14 protein-coding genes and 2 pseudogenes are annotated in these 16884 nt (G+C 60.6%); 9 read left to right on the top strand and 7 right to left on the bottom strand.

The window, feature by feature from the left end:
* The 4 genes and pseudogenes from AC04SF_RS36035 to AC04SF_RS36020 all read right to left on the bottom strand — a co-directional run.
* On the bottom strand, nucleotides 1-269 hold a 269-nt coding region (locus AC04SF_RS36035), incomplete at its 3' end, for a LysR family transcriptional regulator (RefSeq protein WP_488481671.1).
* A 56-nt stretch (nucleotides 270-325) separates the two neighbouring features.
* Nucleotides 326-1369 (bottom strand): D-alanine--D-alanine ligase family protein, encoded by a 1044-nt coding sequence (locus tag AC04SF_RS36030; RefSeq protein ID WP_488481670.1) that lies wholly within the window; start codon nucleotides 1367-1369, stop codon nucleotides 326-328.
* A 575-nt stretch (nucleotides 1370-1944) separates the two neighbouring features.
* A pseudogene (locus AC04SF_RS36025) lies at nucleotides 1945-2442 on the bottom strand (IS630 family transposase); the annotation flags it as partial.
* A gap of 695 nt (nucleotides 2443-3137) precedes the next feature.
* A pseudogene (locus AC04SF_RS36020) lies at nucleotides 3138-4439 on the bottom strand (ISNCY family transposase); the annotation flags it as partial.
* Between the two features lie 377 nt (nucleotides 4440-4816).
* Between AC04SF_RS36020 and AC04SF_RS36015 the strand changes: the two are divergent.
* From AC04SF_RS36015 to AC04SF_RS35990, 6 genes are all read left to right on the top strand, one after another.
* Complete coding sequence (locus AC04SF_RS36015; protein WP_488481669.1) at nucleotides 4817-5329, top strand: Tn7 transposase TnsA N-terminal domain-containing protein; 513 nt, start codon at nucleotides 4817-4819, stop codon at nucleotides 5327-5329.
* Nucleotides 5326-6456: a DNA-binding domain-containing protein gene (locus tag AC04SF_RS36010; RefSeq protein WP_488481668.1), complete on the top strand. Its 1131-nt coding sequence runs from the start codon at nucleotides 5326-5328 to the stop codon at nucleotides 6454-6456. The genes AC04SF_RS36015 and AC04SF_RS36010 overlap by 4 nt, the downstream gene beginning before the upstream one ends.
* The gene (locus AC04SF_RS36005; RefSeq protein ID WP_488481667.1) at nucleotides 6432-6956 is read left to right on the top strand and encodes a Mu transposase C-terminal domain-containing protein; all 525 of its coding nucleotides are present in this window, start codon (nucleotides 6432-6434) and stop codon (nucleotides 6954-6956) included. Before AC04SF_RS36010 ends, AC04SF_RS36005 begins: the two co-directional genes overlap by 25 nt.
* A complete protein-coding gene (locus AC04SF_RS36000) occupies nucleotides 6947-7849 on the top strand; it encodes a TniB family NTP-binding protein (protein WP_488481666.1) in 903 nt (300 codons plus the stop codon). Before AC04SF_RS36005 ends, AC04SF_RS36000 begins: the two co-directional genes overlap by 10 nt.
* A complete protein-coding gene (locus AC04SF_RS35995; RefSeq protein ID WP_488481665.1) occupies nucleotides 7836-9206 on the top strand; it encodes a TniQ family protein in 1371 nt (456 codons plus the stop codon). Before AC04SF_RS36000 ends, AC04SF_RS35995 begins: the two co-directional genes overlap by 14 nt.
* A 454-nt stretch (nucleotides 9207-9660) precedes the next feature.
* On the top strand, nucleotides 9661-9999 hold the full coding sequence (locus tag AC04SF_RS35990) for a hemin receptor (RefSeq protein ID WP_488481664.1): 339 nt from the start codon (nucleotides 9661-9663) through the stop codon (nucleotides 9997-9999).
* Nucleotides 10000-10050: 51 nt separating this feature from the next.
* Here the strand turns inward: AC04SF_RS35990 and AC04SF_RS35985 are convergent, their stop codons facing one another.
* A complete protein-coding gene (locus tag AC04SF_RS35985) occupies nucleotides 10051-11475 on the bottom strand; it encodes an ISNCY family transposase (RefSeq protein ID WP_488481663.1) in 1425 nt (474 codons plus the stop codon).
* 426 nt (nucleotides 11476-11901) lie between these two features.
* Between AC04SF_RS35985 and AC04SF_RS35980 the strand changes: the two genes are divergently transcribed.
* Entirely contained in the window at nucleotides 11902-12639 is a 738-nt protein-coding gene (locus AC04SF_RS35980; RefSeq protein ID WP_488481662.1) for a hypothetical protein, read from the top strand.
* Here the strand turns inward: AC04SF_RS35980 and AC04SF_RS35975 are convergent.
* On the bottom strand, nucleotides 12626-14038 hold the full coding sequence (locus tag AC04SF_RS35975) for an ISNCY family transposase (protein ID WP_488481661.1): 1413 nt from the start codon (nucleotides 14036-14038) through the stop codon (nucleotides 12626-12628). The genes AC04SF_RS35980 and AC04SF_RS35975 overlap by 14 nt on opposite strands.
* A gap of 530 nt (nucleotides 14039-14568) precedes the next feature.
* Between AC04SF_RS35975 and AC04SF_RS35970 the strand changes: the two genes are divergently transcribed.
* Nucleotides 14569-15846: an NAD(P)/FAD-dependent oxidoreductase gene (locus AC04SF_RS35970; RefSeq protein WP_488481660.1), complete on the top strand. Its 1278-nt coding sequence runs from the start codon at nucleotides 14569-14571 to the stop codon at nucleotides 15844-15846.
* Between the two features lie 21 nt (nucleotides 15847-15867).
* Here AC04SF_RS35970 and AC04SF_RS35965 read toward each other — a convergent pair whose 3' ends face one another.
* Nucleotides 15868-16116, bottom strand: coding sequence for a hypothetical protein (locus tag AC04SF_RS35965; RefSeq protein WP_488481659.1), 249 nt, complete (start codon nucleotides 16114-16116; stop codon nucleotides 15868-15870).
* Here AC04SF_RS35965 and AC04SF_RS35960 point away from each other — a divergent pair.
* Nucleotides 16108-16833 (top strand): aspartate/glutamate racemase family protein, encoded by a 726-nt coding sequence (locus tag AC04SF_RS35960; RefSeq protein WP_488481658.1) that lies wholly within the window; start codon nucleotides 16108-16110, stop codon nucleotides 16831-16833. The genes AC04SF_RS35965 and AC04SF_RS35960 overlap by 9 nt on opposite strands.
* Nucleotides 16834-16884: the final 51 nt, after the last annotated feature.

Here is a 16884-nt window from a genome sequence, read left to right as displayed (position 1 = left end):
GAGAGGGTGCCGATTCGGTCAACGCACCGGGACATCTCGGAACATTCCTGGTAAATCTGTTCGCCGCGCAATGTCAGCGCAAAATGGCGAGGGTCACGGAAGACGAGCTTGCAGTCGAGTTGGTCTTCTAGTTTTTGCAGCGCAAGGCTCACGGAGGGCAGGCTCATGTGAAGACGTTTTGCGGCGCCCGTGATGCTCCTCTCTTCAGCGATGATGCAGAAACTGCGCAAGAGGTTCCAGCTCAGGCTTTGGCCGCCCAGATTGCCCAACAGGGCGCCTGGTTTGTCTCCTGGGCGTTCACACCCACCCCGCCATTGAGACAATTTCAAGATGTCCAACATGGCCGGGGGATGCCAATTCCGAAGCAGCGCAGGTGGGCGACATGGAGGATTTGATTTATCAAGCTTGAGTAACTGTGTCCGGCGGTCATTGCGGCTGTAGCAAAAGTAGAGTGGATGTTGAGCCCCGGCAGCGGGTTAATCTCAAGCACGAACGGCTGGCCCGCGCGATCGATCCGGAGGTCGACGCGGGCATAGTCCCGGCACTGGCACGCACGGAAGGATGCAACCGAAATATCCTGCACCAAAGTCGCAAGGCCGCTCCCAATTTCAGCCGGGCAAACTTTCGGCCGGCTCGCGGCCGCCTGGTACTTCGCTTCCCAAGTATAAATACCAGTTTCGCCGAGGTCGATCTCCACCGAGGGAAATACCTCGAGCTCTCCGTTTCCAAGCAGCGCAACGCAGATTTCACGACCGTCTATGTATTCTTCCACGAGCGCATCCTGCATATACTGCGTGACGACCGCTTCCACAGCCTGACTCAACTGAGCGGGCTCATGTACGAGCTGTAATCCGAAGCTGTTGTCTTCGTGCCGCGGCTTCACTACCACCGGGAATCGCAGGTCGCCGGTACTCTCGGTTCCCAGGCGCATGACGCGAAAGTTCGGCGTCGGCACGCCACTGTTGCGGATGAGTGTCTTGGTGATGACCTTATCATACGTTATACCAAGCCAGAGCGGGCTCGATCCGGTGAACGGAACACCGGCCATCTCAAGCATAGCAGGAACCTGCGTAACACGGTCCTCGCCATGAGTGCCCTCCGCCAAGTTGAAGACGATACCCGAGGGACGGGCTTGCGGATCGGGTGGCATGAATCGCTCGAGCGTAGCGAGCAGTGTTTTGTCGCCTTCGCAAAGCAGCGTCTCGTGGCCGACCTCTTGCAGTGCCGACACCACGCTTCTAATTGTGCCCGAGACCACGCTTCTAGTTGTGCCCCAATTCGGCCATGGCTGCGGCGGCTTCGGACAAGGCTGACCGAAGCGGTTGATCACGTCCGTAGAATCAACGTCCGTCACGATGGCTACCCGCATGAGCTACTCCTTGGATTTGTCCGCTATCAGTTCATTGGCTCGGACTTCTGATTGATGGAGGTTGATGGCTAAACTCCGCGCCTTCTGGCTCCAATGCAATCGGCGTGCCACCGTGTTAAAACAAAGAGGAAGCCTGTTTTTCGCGCCGGGCTGTCGCGGCTCAGTGTGTCGTGTCTCAGACAAAACCTCTTCAATCGGATATGGCTGAACATGACACGAAGCGGCCGGCTGAGGCGACTTCTAGGACGACATGCGAATCTGGATGACGGCAAGTGCCACAACGATCAGGGCCGCTACAAAATCTCAGCATCGATCGCCGGGATCAATTGGCGGTCGAAGTTATGATCCGAGCCGATGCGGCAGGACGTGCTGGCGATTCCGTGCCCTACTGGGTCTACCCTGGGCACGCTAAAATCGTGCGCATGGTCCTGATCCGTCCCTTTAGTCGGGAGGTAGAGCGCTACGAGAGTCTGAAAAAGTCTCTGGCTGCTTTGGCCAGCCCCGGCAAGATGACTTGATTGAGCTGTTTTCGACGTTCGGATCTGACGTGGTGGCGGAGCTAGAGCACGTCCCGTTTAATCCGGGTCATATCCTGCGGCCTTGAAGTAGTTCTGGCATTCGGCTGGGGTGAAGAGGTCGACGAGCGATCCGACGGCGTTCCACAGGGCTGTGATTGTCCTCACGGCTTTGGCACGCATAAGAGCCTTGCGCTTTGAGAAGGCGTTTTCGATCGGATTGAAGTCGGGGCTGTAGGGCGGCAGGAATATTAGCCTCGCGCCGGCCGTCTCGATCGCCTCTCGCACGCCGGCTGCCTTGTGGGCAGGCAAGTTGTCCATGATGACGATGTCACCCTCCGACAGGGTCGGAACCAGAACCTGCTCGACATAGGCCCGGAATACGTTGCCGTTCACGGCGCCGTCATAGACGAACGGAGCGGTCATGCCCGTCAGCCGTAACGCGCCAGTGAAGGTGGTGGTCTTCCAATGGCCATGCGGCACGCCGGCCCGGCAGCGCTCACCGCGCGGCGCACGTCTCCGCAGACGAGCCATCTTGGTCGACAGCCCGGTCTTATCGTTAGCCGGCGAACTTCTGACGATTGGCGGCTGATCGGCTACGGAGCGGTCGGCTTTGTCCCCTCCATATCATCGAGCGAAGAAGAGCCTGCATCTGCTCTGGCACAATGCTAGGGCGAGAGAAATTACGGAGTTGCTGTACTTTGAGATTAGTTAGGATTTGGCTTAGCTGTGTTCATAAATTGGACTGGAATGAGGAAATAGAGCTTCTTTGGTCCGAACTTCAGTCGACTAGGAGTTGAGCCAATTGCGGTCTGGCGGTGTGTTGGCGGCCTTGCTACATGCAATGTCAAAGCGAATTGGGGACGCGACACCGCCAGAAGTCAGAAATGCGGCAGCGCCGCCTGGCACGACCTCAGCGCCCGATCGGGCGCCACCTGGTCGGGGTTGCACAGCCCGATCGGGTGCGGCTCATGCTCTGGCTCCCGTCGAGAACTCCAAACATGTGGTTCGCCTGGCCCGCGCGCCGCGAGGTCCATGTTGGCTGCGCGTTAATTCGCGGCCGGCCTGCATCTCGGCCACCATCGCCAGGGCTCGTCTAGGGGTTTGTTCGCGACGATCTCCGATCTGTGAACCGAACGCAGCTTGTCAAATGTCTTATAGGGTAGGGGCGTGCTGCCCTCGTGAAGCGGCTCACCCGTTCGACCAGCGAAGTGACGTTCGCCTTGCCGAATTTCTTGCGGAACTGGATAAGATTGCATTCCCAGTGTCCGATCTGGTCTCCATCCCGAACGACATCCGGACAGTAGGCTACGCTTGAGTTCCCGACCTTTCTGCATCTCGGCAACCATCAGCAGCGCTGCATCGAGACGTTTGTTCTCGACGACCGCGGTCCTATGCACCGAGCGAAGTTTGTCGAACGTTCTGTAGGGCAGCGCTATCCCGTCATGAGTTACCTCGAGGCGGCCGTCTGGATAGTCGCAGACCACGACCTTCTTGCCGGGAAGACGCTTCGCCAAGGCGGTCGGATCGAGGATGAACAGGACCTTGTCGTACCGTAGAGTCAAAGCCTGCGACACGGTGCGAAACTCTTTATGGCACATCGCGCCATCCAGCTGCTCGTGATCGGCGAGGGGGCGATGCATGTTCTTCGGATTGCGGGGCTCTTTGCCAAAACGCGCGTTGAAATCCGCCATGAACTCAGGCGCAAAGGCGTTGGCCGCCTCGATCGTGCTGATGCCGCGAAGGCGCAGTTCCTTCACAAGTCGGTCCTGTAGGGTCTGGTTGGCGCGCTCGACACGTCCTTTGGCCTGGGGCGTGTTGGCACAGATGATGTCGATGTTGAGCTCATAGAGCGCGCGGCCGAACTGCGTCAGGCCGCTGGTCCGATCCAACTCCGAACCATGTGTCGTGCGGAAAATGCCGTGCTTGTCGCTGTAGAAGGCCAACGGCTTACCCCAGTCGCTCAGATACGCTTTGGCCGCACGAAAATAGTCGAACGTGTTCTCCGATGCCGCAAAGCGCAGATGCATCAGCTGGCCGGTCGCATCGTCGATAAAGACGAGCAGGGCGCATTTGGGACCGCGGTTCTCGAACCACCAATGGTGCGAGCCATCGATCTGCACCAACTCGCCGAGGCAGTCGCGCCGGCCGCGCGGCTGATGGAGCTGGCGTTTGCGCTCACGCCGTGATTTCCAGATGCCGGCTTCTGTCATCCACTGCCGCAGCGTCTCCTTGCTGATAGCTATCTGATGGCGTTCGAGCAGCTTCTCGGCAGCCAATGTCGGTCCGAAGTCGACATAGTGCTCGCGTACCAGGTCGAGTGCCTCGTTACGAAAATCCTCTGTGTGCCTACGATTGCTCGGCCGGCCGCGCTTCTTCGAAGCAAGGCCAGCAGCGCCATCGTGATCGTAAGCTTGCAACAGCCGGTGAACCTGTGCGCGGCTCAATCGCAACAGCTCGGCCGCCTGGACAACGCTCAGCCGACGTTCACGGATCTTCTGTACAGCTTCGAGGCGATGAAGTTCGTTCTGCGACAAGGTAACGAGACAAGGCATGACGGTCTCCAACGAGCCCGGTCTGTCGCCAGGCTGAGGCCGCAAGCCTTCCTTTCCAGCTTCGAGTTGGCCAAGGCATGAGCTGTGAAAGTCGGGGACTGTCGCATCTCTAAATTGCTCAAGTGTCGCTGTCGGTGCGACGAGTTTCGTGAATCGGCGCGCAGCGGAAACTGAGTCCGCGCAAAGGCTTGGCGACATAGATATTGTCCCATGTTTGTGAACTGACCCCAAAATGTGCGATGTTTGCGTACTGAGTCGTTTGAAGGTGGAGGCCGATGCGGCGGCGCATTCCCCTCAGCCGGCGGTCGCATGTGACCGGGTTCCAGGCCCTTGCGACGGGGGTGGCGGAGCACGAAAGCGCCCTCGAACGAGACTTCGTGACGCTTGTGAGCTGGACGGATGCGGGCGCGGTGGTGACCGAGCAGCCGGTCACGATCCGGTTCCGGCAGGGGCAGCGGTCGCGGCGATACACGCCTGACTTCCGCGTCGACTGGAGCGCCGGGGGCTCCGATATCGTCGAGATCAAATATCGCGCCGACCTTAGATCGGACTGGCACCGGCTGAGGCCGGCGTTCGCCGCCGCCCGGGCCTGGGCCGGCGAGCATGGCGCCCGCTTCAGGATCGCCACGGAGCGCGGCATCCGCGGTCCGCGCCTCGATGCGGCGAAGAGGTTGCTGCCGCTCAGGAACGTGCCGATCGACACGGCGCTGGCGGAGTTGGCCGTGGTGCGGGCGCGCGCCGACACCATAGACTTCATCGGGCTGGTCGACGCCTTGCCAACGACGCGCGAAGCGGGACTGGCCGTGGTCTGGCGCCTGATCGCGCGGGGCGCCCTTGTCGTCGATCTGTCGGCGCCAATCGTGCCGAGCACGCGCGTGGGTGCGGCGTGAGCGTGCCCGACATCGCGACCGTGAGCCCTACCGCTTGGGATGAAGCCCGCCGCTTCCTGCCGATCATCCGGCGCCTGGCGGACGATCCGACCCGAACCCGAGCGGACGTGGAAGCTGGCGCGGCGGAACTGGGCTGTGGGCCGACCCACGTCTATGCCCTGATCCGCCGCTACATCGCTGATCCACGACTGACGAGCTTGCTGCCGCGCAAGCGAGGGCCGAGCGCCGGCTTCTCCCGGCTCCAAAACGAGGTGGACGTGCTGGTCGAGGAGGCGATCGACGGCGTCTATCTCACGCGCCAGAAGCCCAAGATCATGCACCTGGTCGAGGAGGTGCTGCGCCAGTGCGCGGCGCGCGGCCTCACCGCGCCGAGCCGGCGAACCATCACAGCCCGGCTTCGCGCCCGCCCGGGTCGGGAGGTGATCGCCAAGCGCCAAGGCGCCAAGGCGGCGCGCGACCGTTACGCTCCTGTCGTCGGTTCGCTGGAGGCTCACTGGCCGTTGTCGTTGATCCAGATCGACCACACGCTGGTCGACGTGGTCGTGGTCGACAGCGAGACGCGCGCACCGATCCAGCGCCCCTGGCTGACCCTGGCGATCGACGTCTGCACGCGCTGCGTCGCCGGCTTCCACCTGTCGCTGGAGCCGCCCTCGGCGACGTCCGTCGCGCTCTGCCTGACCCACGCAGCACTCGCCAAGGATAGCTGGCTCGCCGAGCGCGCCATCGACGCAGAGTGGCCGGTTCGCGGCATCCCGGAACGCCTGCACCTCGACAACGCCAAGGAGTTCCGGTCCGAGGCGCTGAAGCGGGTGCGAGCAGTATGGGATCGCGATCGACCATCGGCCGGTGCGCACGCCTCACTATGGCGGCCATATCGAGCGGCTGATCGGCACCATGATGGGCAAGGTCCACCTGCTGCCCGGCACGACGTTCTCCAGCGTCCAGGAGAAGGGCGACCTGAATCCCGAGAAGAGCGCCGCCATGACGATCGACGAGGTCGAGCGCTGGCTCGGCCATGCGATCGCCGGCGTCTATCACCGCGATCTGCATCGGGGCATCGGCATGACGCCCTTCCACGCTCGGCCGTGGCGCGCCGGTCGCCGTGCCCGATCCTCGCCGCTTCCTGATCGACTTCCTGCCGATCGAGCGTCGCAGGGTCCGGCGTGATGGCGTGGCGCTGCACTCGATAGCCTACTGGGCTGACGTGCTCAGCACCTGGATCGGCTATCCCGAGCCGATGATCGTCCGCTATGATCCGCGCGACCTGAGCCGGATCTACCTGCTGGGGCCGGACGGCGCCTACTATGACCTGAGCTACCGCGATCTGCGGCGTCCACCGATCAGCCTGTGGGAGCATCGACTGGCGCTGAAGCGCTTGCGGGAGGAAGGGCGCTCGCATGTCGACGAAGCCGCGATCTTCCGGGCGGTCGAGACTATGCGCGCCATCGCCGATGACGCGGTCCACACCACCAAGACCGCACGCGGCCAGCGAGAACGCCGGCTCCGGGTCGTGTCGAGCAGCGCGCCCGAGCCGGCGGTGGGTCCCGAGCTGGGCAAGCCCGCTCGGCGCGCCGACGCCGACGTGCCGCTGGAGGATCGCATCTTCCCGTTCGAGGAATGGTCGTGAGCGGGGACTATCCGCACCTCCACCCTGCGGTCCGGCCGTTCGTGGACGAGGCGACAGAGGTGCGCGTCCGGCGCATCCGCACGGATCGTTGGATCGCCTATGCACGGGCGAACGCCGCCCTGGCGGCTATGGAGGACCTGCTGACGTTCCCGAAGCGGATGCGGATGCCGAATCTGCTGCTGGTCGGCCCGACGAACAACGGCAAGACCATGATCGTGGAGAAGTTCCGGCGTGCGCATCCGGCGCTCACTGCTGTCGAGGCGGCGGACGGCGTTGCAGTCCTGCCGGTGTTGAGCGTGCAGATGCCGCCGGGGCCGGACGAGGGGCGGCTGTTCGGCGCAATCCTCGACGGGCTTGGGGTGCCGTTCGGCCCCCGCGACCGCATCGCCGCCAAGCAGGACATGGCGGTGCGCATGATGCGTGCAACGGGCACACGCCTGCTGGTGATCGACGAACTGCACAACCTGCTGTCGGGCACCACGATGCAGCAACGGCGGCTGCTCAACCTGCTGCGCTGGCTGGGCAATGAGCTGCAAATACCGCTCGTCGGCGTCGGCACGGCCGAGGCGTTGCGCGCGATCCGCAGCGACGACCAACTCGTCAATCGGTTCGAGCCGTTCGCCTTGCCGCTGTGGCAGGACGACGAGGAATATCGGCGGCTTCTCGCGACGCTCGAAGCGGCCTTGCCGCTGCGCAAGCCGTCGCACCTCGACGATCCGGTCATGGCTGGCCGCATCCTCGCGGCGGCGGAAGGCGTGCTGGGCGAGATCATCGCTGTCGTTGTCAAGGCGGCTGTGCTGGCGGTCGAGACCGGGACGGAGGCGATCCCGGGACGCATGATCGAGGATGCGGGCTTCATCCGGCCCTCCGAGCGTCGGCGTGTTGCGGTCTGATCTGTTCGCCGTCTCGGCGATGCCCCAGGCGTTCCCGGCACGGGCGATGCTGCCCGTTCACATCGAGCCGGCGGCGGATGAGGCGCTCGTGTCGTGGCTCGTCCAGCTGAGCTGGGCGTTCCGACAGTCTCCGCTCATGTTCAGCCGGCACGGCTTCAAGGTGGATGCCGCGGGTGATCCCGAGTGGTGGCGTCGTCCGTCGGCAGGCCAGCTCGCAACGATCGTCGAACGGACCGGAGTCGAGCAGGCCCGGCTGAAAGCCATGACGCTCCTGGGCTGGTCGATCGCACGTGATGATGAGGGCGCGCAGCGCTTCACAAGCCGGCGCTGGACAAACCCGAAGCTGGGCCGCCGGAAAGGCCGGCGTGTCGATGTCTGCGGGCAATGTCTGGCGGAAGACGAGCGACCCTATCTGAGGCGGCTCTGGCTGTTGGGCTGGATCGGCGTCTGCCCGCGGCATCGGACCCGGCTGATCGGGGAATGCCCGGGATGCCGGTGTCCGATCCGGTTCAAAGGGCTGAACGCGAAGGCGCCAGTCGACCTGCTTGCGTGCCAGAAGTGCGGCCGAGGGTTGGCCTGCTTGCAGGGGCAACGGGCGAATGATCGGTCGGTCGATCTGCAATCGCTGCTTGTTGCGGGGAAGAAGACCGGCGTCGTGCTCCTGCCTAGCGTGGGCGAGGTCGAGTGGGCCACAATGATGGCGGTTGCAGACATGCTGCTCGGCATGATCTGGACCGGTGTCGCCACCCAGCACCGCGAGCAGCTCTTCAACCGGATCGCCCGCGAGCTTGATCTGGGCTGGGAAGATCGGCTCTCGCTCTCGCTTGGCACGAACTATGGAAGCTTGCTGATGCTCGACTGGCTGGTAGCGGACCTGCCGCACCGTCTGCCTGCGGCGATCGCCATCCTGAAATCTGTCCGCCTCGAAGGTCTCCTGGGCCGCCACAACGACATCGACGACGATATAGCCGCACACCTGCGCACGATCCTGGCGGCGGCAATAGCCACGCCGGCGGTCGGACGAGGTGCGTGGCATCCCTGGATCGAAAGCTTGCCTGATAGCGCCTCCGACCTGCGGGAGCGAGCCGCTCGCGAACGCTACAAGCACCGGCGCCAGCGGCTGACGGCCTTTGCCGCACTCAAGGCGGGGGCGACCATCGGGGAGGCGGCAGCGATAGCCCGTGTCCAGCCGATGAGCGTTTATCGCTGGCTCGACCGCGGGATCGAACATGGGCTCGAAGCGGCGCTCGAACGCCCGACCGGGAGGCCCGCTCTGACGTCGGCTCAATCCGAAGCGCCTGAGCAACGATGGCGTGGCGATTCTGGTTGGCGCGGTCGGCGCAGACCCATTGCGTGAATCGAGTCCGCGAAACTTCGCCCCGGTACACGAAACTCTGCGCCGGTTCGCGAAACTCGTCGCACCGACAAGGACACTTTAACTTTGCGGCTACAAGTGATGTCAAAGCGAATTAGAGACGCGACAGCGCCAGCCAGTTAGAAATGCGACAGCGACGCGCTTGGCGCCGACGGGAGCGCCCGATCGGGCGTCAGCTGGTCAGGGTTGCAGAGCCCGATCGGGTGCGATCCAGTGAACTCCTCGGCTTTAGCTTTGAGAGCCTGTCAATGACCTGCATTGAAGGGCAGGGGCTCGCCCTTTGCCGCCCTTATCTCATTGCTGAGAAAAGTGTTTCTTGCGACGATGAAGCGACCAGAGGATTGGAGACGCTTCATGACAAAACGCACGCCCCCGCCTGGCGTCGGGTCCACATAATGGCCGTGAACTGCAAATGATGCTTCGGGGCGAGAAACCAATGGCGTTGTTCTCAGCAGAACCGGGTATGAATGCAGAAGATGTCGGTGACGCGCATTTCAAACCCTTTGTCGATGAAGGGCGTATCCTCAAGTTCTCCTACACTGATCCTGAAACCTCTATCGAGGAACGCCGCTACTGCCTGCCAACAGAGGAGTGGCGCTGTAAGCTTAGCCAGATGATCTCACGGATGTGCCGCAGTGGGGAAGCCTTTGACGTCTTCACAACGAATGATTTAGCGAGGCTAGAGGGCACTCTCCTTGGCTACCCAAAGGACAGTATTGAAGCGTTTATTGCACATGCTACGGCGCTGAAAATCTCGAACTTCAGAACAGATTAATCGGGTGCCGCCCACATAGGCGCGATGTCGCTGAGCATCCGGCGTGGAATCTTATTCCGCAGCTTCCAGCCTCGCCAGCGACTGTTCTCGCCGTGCGATAACGGCAGGATCGTTCATGAAATCCGTCCGACGTCCCGGCTTCGTGCCGCGCTTCACATAACCGTTGCCCTGGCTGCCATCGGGAATGCCGAACATGTGGTTCGCCTGGCCGGTGCGGCGCGGGCCGTGCTGGCTGCGCTGAAGGTCGCGGCCAGCCTGCATCTCGGCCACCATTGCAAGCGCTTCGTCCAGGCGCTTGTTCTCGACAATCTCCGATCTGTGAACCGAGCGCAGCTTGTCAAATGTCCTGTACGGAAGGGACGTGCCGCCATCCATGATCTCAAGCCGGCCGTCAGGATAGTCGCAGACCACCACCTTCTTGCCGGCCAGGCTCTTCGCAAAGGCGCTCGGATCGAGGATGAACAGCACCTTGTCATAGCGCAGCGTCAAGGCTTGCGACAGCGTGCGGAACTCCTTGCGGCACATAGCGCTGTCCAGATTCTCATGCTCGGCGAGGGGACGGTGCATGTCCTTCGGATTGCGCGGCTGCTTGCCGAAGCGGACATTGAAGTCGGCGGCGAACTCCGCCGCAAAGGCATTGGCCGCATCGATCGTGCTGATGTTGCGCAGACGCAGTTCCTTCACAAGACGGTCTTGCAGCGTCTGGTTGGCGCGCTCGACGCGGCCCTTGGCCTGCGGGCTGTTGGCACAAATGATGTCGATGTTCAGCTCGTAGAGCGCTCGTCCGAATTGCGTCAGGCCGGTCGTTCGATCCTTCTCAGAGCCATGCGTCGTGCGGAAGACGCCATGCTTGTCGCTGTAGAATGAGAGCGGCTTGCCCCATTCCTGTAAATAGGCCTTTGTGGCGATCAGGTAATCGAACGTGTTCTCGGAACCGGCGAAACGCAGATGCAGCAGCTTGCCGGTCGCGTCATCGATGTAGACGAGCAGGGCGCATTTGGGGCCGCGGTTCTCGAACCACCAGTGGTGCGAGCCGTCGATCTGCACCAACTCGCCAAGGCAGTCGCGCCGACCCCGTGGCTGGTGAAGCCGCTTCTTGCGCTCCCGGCGCGATGTCCAGATGCCGGCTTCCGTCGTCCATTTGCGTAGCGTCTCTGTGCTGACGGCGATCTGGTGCCACTCAAGCAGCTTCTCGCGAGCAAGCGTCGGGCCGAAGTCCCGGTAGCGATCGCGTACCAGATCCAATGCGGCGTTGCGGAAGTCCTCATCATGGCGTCGATTGCTCGGCCGGCCGCGCTTCTTCGACGCCAGCCCGCCGGCGCCGTCCTGGTCATAGGCCAGCAACAGCCGGTGAACCTGACTGCGGCTGAGATGAAGGAGCTCCGCCGCCTCAACGACGCTCAGCCGTCGGTCACGGATCTTTTGGATGGCCTCGAGACGGTGCAGCTCTTTTTGCGACAAGGTGACCAAAGGCATGACGGCTCCGCAATGGGCCCGGTCTCACACCAGGCTCTGTGAGTCGCCAGCCTTCCTTTCCAGCTTCATGTTGACCAGTCTCGGAAGCGGGAAGTGTCGCATCTCTAACTGGGGCAACTGTCGCATTACTAAATGGCTGCTACAAGTGATGTTGCAACCAAGTTCGAATGTCGCGCTGCCAGCAAAGTAGAAATGTCGCCAGGGGCTGTTCAAAAGGGCAGGGCATGGCAAGTTAGAAATGCGACAGTGACGTACTTCCTTGCGCCGACATAAGCGCCCGATCGGGCGTCGGCTGGTCGGGGTTGCAAGAGCCCGATCGGGGGCGTTCCTGCCTGTCTCCCTGGCTTTAGCTTTCTCAGTTTCATTTTTAGCAATCCTGGTGAATGGTTCGCGACGGCTGCCTCAGCGTTGAAACGAGATGACGTAATGCTTCCAAAAATTGAGCTAGTTGCTGATGTGGATGTCGTGGCTATGTCGCCGCTGCTTCGCGGCATGGTGATGGCCATGTCCTATGCCGACACCGAAGGCGGCATCGGTCTGACCGCATCTGGTGCGATGAACCGCAAGTTCGTGCATTGGGCCGCTGTTCACTTCAATTGGCCCGACTACACGTCGGACGACTTATATAGCGTCAACAAGGCTCTCAATGAAGCCGACATGCCGCCGCTTTGGGCAGTCCGCGACATGCTCAGCCACCTACGGTTACTTCGGCGGCGAAAAGACGTACTGGTACCAACCCGACGCGGTCGGGAGTTTATTGCTGGTCCGCGTGCCTTCTTCGATCTGATCGCGACGGATTATCTTTATGCTTATATCCATGACGGGCAGACACAGGAGGCTGTCCGTGATCGAATGCGTTGGTGGCACGTCTTTCTCAATCTTATCAATGTGAAAGCAAAAACGGGCTGTTCGCTGAGTGACCTGGTGAACGAGCTATACCCGAGCGAGTCGTACCCGGCACAAGCAGAAATGACTGTCGAAGCCTGGACGGAAAAATCGGAGTTCCGCTACGACATCATTCGCCCGCTGTGCTGGCTTGGATTGCTGCACGAAGATCGCGAGGGACTCACTATTCTGCAGGACGGAACCTACCACAAGACACCATTGTGGACTGCCTGTTTAAAGCTGGAATCCGACGTGCAATCCGAAATCACCCTTCATTGAACTGTGTTGGGCGAGATTGTCCTTGCTCCGCCGCACCCAGCCGGGAAAGCGCTTGCCGGCGCCGCGCAACAACTGCCGGATCGTTCACGAAATCCGTCCTGCGGCCCGGCTTCGTTCCGCGCTTCTTATAGGCGGTCTGCTCGCTGTTAGTCTTTATCTTCGGCGCAGGTCGCGCCTCGTCTTGCTGAGCCTTGATCCACGAAAGCACTTCACCAAGCCGCTTATTCTCGGTGATCGCAGTGTGCGTGACGCGCTGCTCCTTGTCGAAAACGGTGTAGGGCAGGGAGCACGCCTTCCATCGAACTTCCAGTTGGCCGTTGGCGAACTCGTGGATATCGACATACTTGCCAACCAGCCCGCACGAGATGTCGTTCTTCTCGAGTATGATCTGTTTGCGTTCGTAGGAGAACGACAACTGCTGGCCGACATAGCGCTGCTCGCGCTTGCAAAGCACGTCGCGGAGCCGATTGGGCGCGACGTTCAAGGCGCGATGCAGATTGTCAGGCCGGGCAGGGACCTTGGCGAACTTCTGGTTGAAGCTCGTCGTGAACACCGGCAGGAAGGCGTTGGCCGTCTCGATGTCGGATACGCCCGCGAGGCGCAGTTCCTTCACAAGCCGGTCCTGGAGCGTGCGATTGACGTGCTCCACGCGGCCTTTGGCCTGACTGGAATTGGCGCACAGGATCTCGATGTTCAGCTCCGCCAGAGCTCGGCCGAACTGTGTCATGCCCCGGCCGGCGCGCGCCTCGGCCTTGGCAACCCGGAACACCGTGTGCTTGTCGGAATAGAACGCCACCGGGCAGCCGTGCGCCGCCAGATAAAGCTCCAGCGCCTCGAAGTAGCTGAACGTGCTCTCCGACTTCACAAAACGTAGCTGCTGAAGCTTGCCGGTGGCATCATCGATAAAGACGAGCAGGGTGCATGCATCACCCCGCTCCTCGAACCACCGATGCTCGCTGCCGTCGATCTGCACCAACTCGCCATAGGCTTCACGGCGCAAGCGCGGCTGATGGAATGTCCGGCGCTGCTTGCGCGACAGCCAGATTTCGGCCTCAGCCATCCATTTGCGAAGCGTCTCGCGCGATACGGCCAGGCCGTGTTCTTCGGCCAGCTTCTCAGCAGCTAGCGTCGGACCAAAATCGAGATAATGTTCGCGGACCAGACAGACGGCGAAATCTCGAATGCCATCGCCAATCTCACGATTTGAGCGTCGACCTCGTGCCTTGTGTCGCAGCGCGGAAGCACCGTCGATTTGGAATGTCTTCAAGAGCCTCTGGACCTGACGCCTGGTCAAGCCGAGCACATGTGCCGCCGTGACCGTTGTCATCCTTCGCTCGATGATCTTCGATAGAACCTCTATGCGTTGCAGCTCGCGTTCGCTCATCAACACCAATCCCACCTACAGTCTCCCTCGCTATCGGTGCCGGGGAGAATGGCATTCAGCAAAGCGGAAGCGACATTCCTACTTTGCAGAAGTGGGACATTTTAACTTTGCGCGTACATCAAAAAGTCGCATAATCTATATTATGGAACCTAAAATTCTGCAACAAAATCACTATCTTATTCGACGTCATGAAAGTTTCGGCCTTGTCGGAGGGCTCGTCTGCAACCGTTAGCGGGGCATTTCATATGACTGATCATTTCGAGCCCTTTGGTATCCATCGTCGGCTCCATCTCAGACGGTAATGGAGGCAAGGCTGCCGATTACTTGGCAATACGATCTCGAAGCCAGATACCGTAGATATCAACTATGAATTTGACGTTGATGTCCTCTGGGATGATCTTCACTAAGATGGTTGCGGGTAGGATAGTACCTGGTGTTCGACAAAATGAATCGAGATCCTTCGCCACCAACGAAGCGGACTGCCTCGGAGCCATGCGTGCTACGGGGTAATCGCATGTGAGGGTTTCGGCTTTCCGGGATGGCAAATGATCACTGAGCAGTCGCACGGGCTTTGGGGGCAGACGGCGACACTTCGTCCGGAAACGGAAAGTTTGGCGGGCGAGACCGCCGTGGATGTTGCCGTAGTAGGCGCCGGCTATACCGGATTGTCGACCGCACTGCATCTGGGCCAGCGCGGTGTGAGTACGGTTGTGCTCGAGGCGAGTGAGATAGGTTCTGGTGCAGCCGGCCGCGCGACCGGGATGGTCAATGCGGGTCTCTGGGTCATGCCGGCTGCACTTCGCGAGACCTTAGGTCCCATCTACGGTCGACGCATGCTTAACCTGCTGCGCTACTCGCCACGCATCGTTTTCGACATCATCGAAAAATTTGACATTCAATGTGAGGCTAAGCGGGTGGGCACCGTGCACTGCGCTGTCGGAAAGAAGGGCGTGGCTGAAATTGAGGAGCGTGCGCGGCAATGGCAGGCCCTTGGTGCCCCAATTCATATTCTCGCCAAGGAAGAGACGAGGGCGAAAACTGGGACCAACGCCTTTGCGCTAAGCCTTCTTGATCTTCGTGCCGGTACCATCCAGCCACTTTCTTATGTCCGCGGCCTCGCCAAGGTTGCGATGGCATGTGGAGTCAAGATCTATACCAAAAGCCCTGTAAAGACGATCGCCCGCGACGGTACCAAGTGGCGGCTTCAGACAGATCGCGGTAGCGTCCTTACCAAATGGGTTCTGGTTGCTACGGACGTGTACACATCGGAAATCGCTCCGGAGCTTCGTGCGGGACAAGTTGTCTTGCCCTTCTTTCACGTCGCGACGCCGCCGCTCAGCCCTGATATTCGCCAAACGATCCTTCCGGAGGGCCACGGAGCTTGGGATACCAGAACCCCGATGACGGCGTTCCGAATGGATGACCAGGGTCGGCTGATCCTTGGAGGCGTTGGCGCTCTCCGTGGCACAGGGACAGCCATCCATCGATCGTGGGCCAAACGGCGCATGCGAGCGCTTTTTCCCCAACTCGACAAAATAGAGATCGAGCAAGCATGGTATGGACGGATTGGCACGACCCGCGACCATCTGCCTCGCCTTCATGCCATCGCCGATCAGATGATCGCGTTAACAGGTTTTAACGGCCGCGGAATCGCACCAGGCACGTTGTTTGGCAGTGAACTCGCGCGCTACATAATGGGCGATTTGGCTGAGGACGACTTGTTCCTTCCCTTCTCTGCAGCGGAGGAAGCACCCCTACGCTCTCTCAAGGAAGGGTATTATGAGTTGGGTGCTCAGATCGCACATCTGCCGCCCCTAAATTGACGCGCGCGAGACGGGTTTGACTCAATCACAGGTTATCTGCAACACGAACACGTTGCGACCTTCGACTTTATAAATGCCAAGCGAAGCTTCCTCGGGCTCCACGGTAGAACCAAGGAACGCCACGTCGCCGTCTCCGACTTCGCAAGGCGCATATCGTGCCTTGAGCTGCGAAAGTCGAAAACGACCGAAAACTCGTCCGCCCGGCTTATGCTGGGAGGGATTGCTGGGACCATCAAACATCAGGATTGCGAGCCAATCAAAATGAGACACGTCGGCATTCTTGCACATAGCGCAGAAGGTTCATCGCTTTGCTACCTCGAGTTTTGTCATGCTGCTTCGGCTAAACTGGGGGATCACATGCACCCGGACGTAACGATGGATGCGATCGCGATGGGCGCAAGCATGCCAGACTGGGAACGTGACAATGTCTCTCTGATCCGCAACACTCTTGCTACCTCGGCCACTCGATTGGCCGCGGCAGGCTGCGACTTTTTCATATGCCCCGATAACACCGCTCATCTAGCTCTTGGGTCAGTCGGCCCAGATTTGTCGCTGCCAGGGCTTCATATAGCGGATGTGGTAGCAGCGGAGGCAGTTGCAAGAGGCCACCGGAAAATTGGCATTCTAGGGACTAAATGGACAACTGGGAAGCCCATGTATTTCGAGGCGGGGCGGCGGAAAGGTATCAAGGTAATCGCTCCAAACGACGCCGATAGAACCTACCTAAACCATGTCATTTTTGCACAATTATGCAAAGGGATTTTCAGCGAAGAGACGCTTGATGAACATGTCAGAATTATTCAGCGCCTCAAGAACTCGGGTTGCGACGCTGTAGTACTCGGCTGTACTGAGATTCCTTTGCTTATCTCGCCTGAGCAGTCCCCGCTTCCGACACTGGATTCGACGCGATTGCTCGCGCGACATGCACTGGATGTTGCCTTGGGCGCGGAAGATCTCCCAACCTGGCGCGGAGGCCCAAGGGCGTGAAACGAAGCCTCAGCGCACGGGCGAAGCTATATTTCGCAGTAATACTGCTAT

This window comes from Mesorhizobium sp. CNPSo 4671 (assembly GCF_057784245.1).
This window is presented reverse-complemented; position numbering and strand designations above follow the sequence as displayed.

Bases quoted from the DNA above. Each gene is read 5' to 3' on its own strand.
- AC04SF_RS35980 (WP_488481662.1), top strand. From the start codon at position 11,902: ATGCTTCCAAAAATTGAGCTAGTTGCTGATGTGGATGTCGTGGCTATG.
- AC04SF_RS35970 (WP_488481660.1), top strand. From the start codon at position 14,569: ATGATCACTGAGCAGTCGCACGGGCTTTGGGGGCAGACGGCGACACTT.
- AC04SF_RS35960 (WP_488481658.1), top strand. From the start codon at position 16,108: ATGAGACACGTCGGCATTCTTGCACATAGCGCAGAAGGTTCATCGCTT.
- AC04SF_RS35985 (WP_488481663.1), bottom strand. From the start codon at position 11,475: ATGCCTTTGGTCACCTTGTCGCAAAAAGAGCTGCACCGTCTCGAGGCC.
- AC04SF_RS35990 (WP_488481664.1), top strand. From the start codon at position 9,661: ATGGCGTTGTTCTCAGCAGAACCGGGTATGAATGCAGAAGATGTCGGT.
- AC04SF_RS36000 (WP_488481666.1), top strand. From the start codon at position 6,947: ATGGTCGTGAGCGGGGACTATCCGCACCTCCACCCTGCGGTCCGGCCG.
- AC04SF_RS36030 (WP_488481670.1), bottom strand. From the start codon at position 1,369: ATGCGGGTAGCCATCGTGACGGACGTTGATTCTACGGACGTGATCAAC.